This is a genomic window from Alkaliphilus peptidifermentans DSM 18978, assembly GCF_900101495.1.
GTDB lineage: Bacteria > Bacillota > Clostridia > Peptostreptococcales > Natronincolaceae > Alkaliphilus_C > Alkaliphilus_C peptidifermentans.
The window spans coordinates 1-5213 of record NZ_FMUS01000059.1; the positions used below are offsets into that span (position 1 = coordinate 1).

The 5213-nt window shown below is 35.6% G+C and carries 5 protein-coding genes and 3 pseudogenes; 1 reads left to right on the top strand and 7 read right to left on the bottom strand.

Annotation, left to right across the window (positions count from 1 at the left end; genetic code table 11):
- Positions 1–187 (top strand): annotated as a pseudogene (locus tag BLP68_RS22035) (hypothetical protein); the annotation flags it as partial.
- Positions 188–405: 218 nt separating this feature from the next.
- Here BLP68_RS22035 and BLP68_RS21095 read toward each other — a convergent pair.
- The 7 genes and pseudogenes from BLP68_RS21095 to BLP68_RS21930 form a co-directional block, all read right to left on the bottom strand.
- Positions 406–1002, bottom strand: coding sequence for a DJ-1/PfpI family protein (locus BLP68_RS21095; RefSeq protein ID WP_091547722.1), 597 nt, complete (start codon positions 1000–1002; stop codon positions 406–408).
- Positions 1003–1189: 187 nt separating this feature from the next.
- Positions 1190–1810 (bottom strand): hypothetical protein, encoded by a 621-nt coding sequence (locus BLP68_RS21105; protein ID WP_091547726.1) that lies wholly within the window; start codon positions 1808–1810, stop codon positions 1190–1192.
- A 232-nt stretch (positions 1811–2042) separates the two neighbouring features.
- Positions 2043–2621 carry a DJ-1/PfpI family protein gene (locus tag BLP68_RS21110; protein ID WP_091547727.1) on the bottom strand — a complete coding sequence of 193 codons (579 nt, stop codon included), beginning with the start codon at positions 2619–2621 and terminating at the stop codon, positions 2043–2045.
- Between the two features lie 267 nt (positions 2622–2888).
- A complete protein-coding gene (locus BLP68_RS21115) occupies positions 2889–3302 on the bottom strand; it encodes a hypothetical protein (RefSeq protein ID WP_091547729.1) in 414 nt (137 codons plus the stop codon).
- Between the two features lie 131 nt (positions 3303–3433).
- A pseudogene (locus BLP68_RS21120) lies at positions 3434–3559 on the bottom strand (IS3 family transposase); the annotation flags it as partial.
- A 302-nt stretch (positions 3560–3861) separates the two neighbouring features.
- Positions 3862–4380 (bottom strand): NUDIX hydrolase, encoded by a 519-nt coding sequence (locus BLP68_RS21125; protein WP_242877051.1) that lies wholly within the window; start codon positions 4378–4380, stop codon positions 3862–3864.
- A 390-nt stretch (positions 4381–4770) separates the two neighbouring features.
- Positions 4771–5213, bottom strand: a pseudogene (locus BLP68_RS21930) (epoxyqueuosine reductase); the annotation flags it as partial.

Consider the following 5213-nt stretch of genomic DNA (forward strand, 5'->3'; position numbering starts at 1 on the left):
TCAAGCTACTGTTGTAGGTATCTCAAAGAGGAAAAATGTCCCTGTAAATGATATATTATTCGAGTTCTATTCTAAAAAACGATCCGAAGGTAAGGCTTCTAAAGTAGCCATTATTGCGACTTGTAACAAGCTATTGCGTATGATTTATGGAATATTAAAAAGCAAAATACCATTTACTGTTAGTTAACCTTTATTATATTTAATCATATTTGAGGTTGAAGAAAAAGGTCTTTTAAAAAAGTCTAGTAAACTAGGCTGGCTTTGCTGTGCCTTTTTTTCGAACAAATTATATTTTTTTAAAAAACTATTGACTTAGCTTAGCTGGTTTATATGGAGTTCGGTTGACGACAATTCGGATAAAAATAATCCCTTTAATCCCATCTATTTTATCCAGGTACATAAGCCTTATATAGTTATATCATACTCCATTCTTTTAGCAGTATTTCTAGCAATTTCAGAGCCTAAAAGTCTCTTAACTATATGGAACGACATGTTTATCCCTGCTGAAATACCTCCTGAAGTTACAATATTTCCCTCATCAACAAACTTAACACCATGTTGTACATAAACTTCAGGAAATTCAGTTTGTAATCTATCAAGACTAGCCCAGTGAGTAGTTGCCTTTTTATCCTTAAGTAATCCTGCTTTAGCTAATAATAAAGCTCCTGTACATACCGATGTCATAAGTTCCACTTTCTCAACTTGATTTGAGATCCAACTAATTAACCTATCATTATTTATTTCACGTTCTCTAGCACCTAAACCACCAGGGATAATTAGAATGTCTAGTTTAGGCATGTCTTCAAAACTATAATCTGGTTTAACCTTTAAACCATTTCTTGCGGTTATCATATTTCCTTTCTCTGATATAGTGCAAACAATAAAAGGATTTATCTGATTTTCTATGGTTGTTACAGAAAAAACCTCAAAAGGACCTGCAAAGTCTAAAACTTCCACATCATCGAAAATTAGTATTCCAACGTTCCTTTGTTTATTTTGCATCTATGCCACCTCCAAAATTAGTCATTTCATTCTTTTCTCTAAATAATTCTTTGTAGATACAACCATGATAAACAGAATTTCATATAACGTTTCCGTGTTTACGACGTCCCTGAACCGGACCCCTAAGATAGACCGTCTTGGCGGAACTTCGTTCCCGGTGAAGGGATGTGGTGCGCTGACCTTTCCCTCAACACATGCCACCCGCACCTCCCGTAAATACGCTGTTAGACGGAGTAATTGTGAAAATTCTTATTGTTAAAATTCTTATATTATCTATTAATTTTTTTATTACTTCACGTTCTTCATTTGTAAATTGGTATGACTCAATCGTTTTAAATACTAAAAACTCTATTATATCTAATGAACAATCCATAATTATGGGTAATCCATCAATTGATAATGACCACCCTTTAGGTGAAAAATGAATAAAATCATTTCTTATATCATTTAAACTTATTATTGCGCTATTACATTCATCAGTTGCTACATAATGATTCTTTAATTCATCAGCATTCTTTATTCTTTCATATAGTTTCATAAAGCTTTGTAAACGTACTGTTGTATATGGTTTGGATTTATCTTTAAGACTTTCAATATGCTTCTTTAAAGACTTTTTTTCGGCTACGTTAAAGTAACTAGTTCCTTGTAATGCACATACCATAAATCCTTGTAATGCGCTGTGTAAAGAAATTATAATTAATTTCCAATACTTATTGTCTGATAAAACATATTGAAAATTTTTTTCTATTATCTGGAGTGACAGAATTGCGTCGCTTTTTTCATTAATTCTTATAAATTCGCTTTCCATAATATCTCCCCTTCAGTCAATATTTATTTCGTCTAACGTCTCCGTGTTTGCGACGGCCCCTTTAGATAGACCGTCCTAGGGGAACTTCGTTCCCGGTGAAGGGATGTGGTGCGCTGACCTTTCCCTAAAAACGTGCCCCCCCCCCGCACCTCCTGTAAACACGCTGTTATATGTCGTCCCGATTACTGAAGATTTTCTAGTACTACTAGACCTTTCATTTGTTGTGAATAGCTTAATAGCCCATTATCTCTCTAATTTTATTAGATGAAGTAGGGGAAGTTAGTAATTCTAGTGACTTTAAAGCAACTTCTATTGCAGTTGATGGACACCATGATGTGATTATATTATCATCTATCACAACAGGTTCATTTACGACATTTACCCCGAATGCTTCCAATTGTTTTTGCCTTCTTTTTCCCATCAAATGATATGTTGTAGCTTTTTTGCCTTCTAATATTCCACTTTTGCCAATCGGAAGTGCCCCTACACATATTGAAGCAATTAATTTACCCTTATCTTTGAATTCTCGAATTATATCTAAAAACTTTTCATCAAATGCCTCTTCATAAAATCCATAATCTCCAAAACCTCCAGGTATAGCTAAGGCCTCATACTCGTCTACTACTATTTCATCAATTAGCAAATCTACTCTTATTGGAATGCTAAATGTACTCAATATTTCTCTTTTGAAACCACAAGTAATTATTTCAGTATCTATCTGATTATAATGTCTATTCCATCCAAAAACATCTATAAAAGCACTTGCCTCTATTAATTCTACTCCTTTTGCTAGTAATAATAATATCTTCACTTTTCTACCTCCCTAGTATCTTTTAATTCAATCATATAAATTATTACCTTAATCTTCTATTTTCTCAACTATCATAGCACCATTAACTTAGGGATGACATATAACGTTTCCGTGTTTACGACGTCCCTGAGCCGGACCCTAGAGATGGACCGTCTTGGTGGAACTTCGTTCCCGGTGAAGGGATGTGGTGCGCTGATTTCACCCTAATCACGTGCCCGCCCGCACCTCCTGTAAACACTGTGTTAGGTGACGTTAAATCTATTGTGTTTAATCTTCTCTTGCCATTCCATATAAATTGCATTTATTTGCATCAAAGAATTCTATTTGAACTAAACTAGGCAAGTATTTATTTTCACGATCATTTCTCTTCAAAACCCTTTCACAAATTGCAGTAATTTGCGATTGCGCCGAATCTTCACTCTTTTTCAATATATACTCATTTGCATAAACAATAGATAGTCCAGCTGGTGATTTGGAAGTTTCATAATTTGAACTATAGACAAAAATATATTTAGGCTTTAATCCAACTGGAATTCCACTCTCTATTTCTTTAATAATTTCATGCTTAGAATTTCTTACAAGATTATCTATATACACAGCATCCAGTACACTAATATTAGTTACACACCATGGTTTCCATTCATATTTTTTAAATATATCTTCATATCCATATGATTCCAATAACCTAGCAATATAGTTTAGAATTTTTTCACTGTTATTTTGAGCTAATTCAATGCTTGCTTCTATTTCAGATATCCTTTGAACAAAAATATTTATATAGTTTGTGTTGTAATTGGATTGTCAACACTAAATTAGACAGTTTTTATAAGGTTATGCTCTCTAAATTCTACTGGGCTTAAATAGCCTAATGTTGAATGTATTCTATAATTATTAAACCAATTAACGTAATCAGCTAGATTCGTCTGAAGCTCATCTAAAATGTTTTAAAATTAATGTCACCTAACGCCTCTGTGTTTGCGACGCCTTCCGAGCTGGACCCTAAAGATAGACCATCTTGGCGGTGCTTGCCACCCAGTGAGAAGGTGTGGTGCTCTGACCCTTCCCTTGACACATGCTGCATGCACCTTTATGCGAATGCTTTGTTATGTAAAGTTGCGCGCCTTCGATGCTCAGAGGCTGACAGGACGTCAGCCCCTTAATTTCTATCCCTTATATTTCATAATATTAGAATGTTGTGTAGTAGTTTGGTACTAAAAATGCTTATACTGTGTGCAATCCATCAATCCATTTTAATTTCCTCAAACAATTCGTCAATGTATGTATATTGTTCCCATGTTGTGAATGTTCCCTCGTCAATCATACGGTTAATTTCATCACGGCTTGCCCACATTGCATTGCAGGTTTCATCAGGATCAAGAATTACGCTTGATATGTCTACATTTTGCCGAAATAACCAAACATCAGCCAAACCGTGACATTCAACGTCGCTACACGGTAAGTGATGTTGAATCATTCGTCCGTTCTGCGGCTCAAGAATAATACCTAATTCTTCTTTTGCTTCTTTCAATGCCGTAGTCAAGCTATCATCGCCCGCAACCGCATTTCCGCCCGTACATTCCCACATATTTGGGAACGTCTTGTTCGGCGACCTTTGCGATATAAGGTATTCACCGTTGTCGTTCTCAATCCAAACATAAACCTCAAGGTGAAATTCGCCTTTGTTCATGGGCTTGCCACGCTCGTGAACACGTCCTGTTACATTACCGTTTTTATCTAATATATCCCAAAGTTCAACCAAGTTTATTCCTCCATTCGTGTACGTTATACGTACAAAATATAAATAATAAGTACTTCGTCATATTCTACTTGTAAGAACCAATCTCCCTAGAGCAAAGTCCTTAAAACCCGACGCAGGACGCGGCGGCCTTGCGCGCGATTTTATATAACGTCTCAGTGTTTACGCCGCCTTCCGAGCTGGACCCTAAAGATAGACCGTCTTGGCGGTTCTCGCCGCCCAGCGAGAAGGTGTGGTGCTCTGACCTTTCCTCAAAAACTTCCCTGCCAGCACCTCCCGTAAACACATTGTTAAGTGATCGTCACATGGCCCGCAAAGCTAAGCTTAACAGAATTTCTTCCTAATATTAATAATCGATCAAACTTCTATATTGTAAAATAATTATTGATAAACCTATGTTTCTCTCTCTTTCCCAATAGGGCATACTAATAAGCATAATGCACAAATATGATTACTACGGGTTTCAAAATAGTCCTTACAGTTTTCAATATCAACTATATCTTCACGCATCATGCCGCGTTTCCATTTAATCCCTTTTAAGCATTTTGTAGGACAAGCTCTTACACATATATCACAGTCTTTGCAACCCTCGTATTTTGGTTGCCTATTAATTGGTAAGTCTAGATCTACTAATACAGTAGCTAATCGCACCCTTGGTCCAAAATCATTTGAAACAAATAGCGCATTCTTTCCAATCCAACCAAGTCCAGCATTTACTGCTGCATATTTATGAGAAAATACTTCATAAGGGTCTTTTTCAACATTAGAAACAGTAAAATATTTAATATTTTTTTTCTCTAAGAACTCTTCTATATATTTAATATAATCTTCTATTT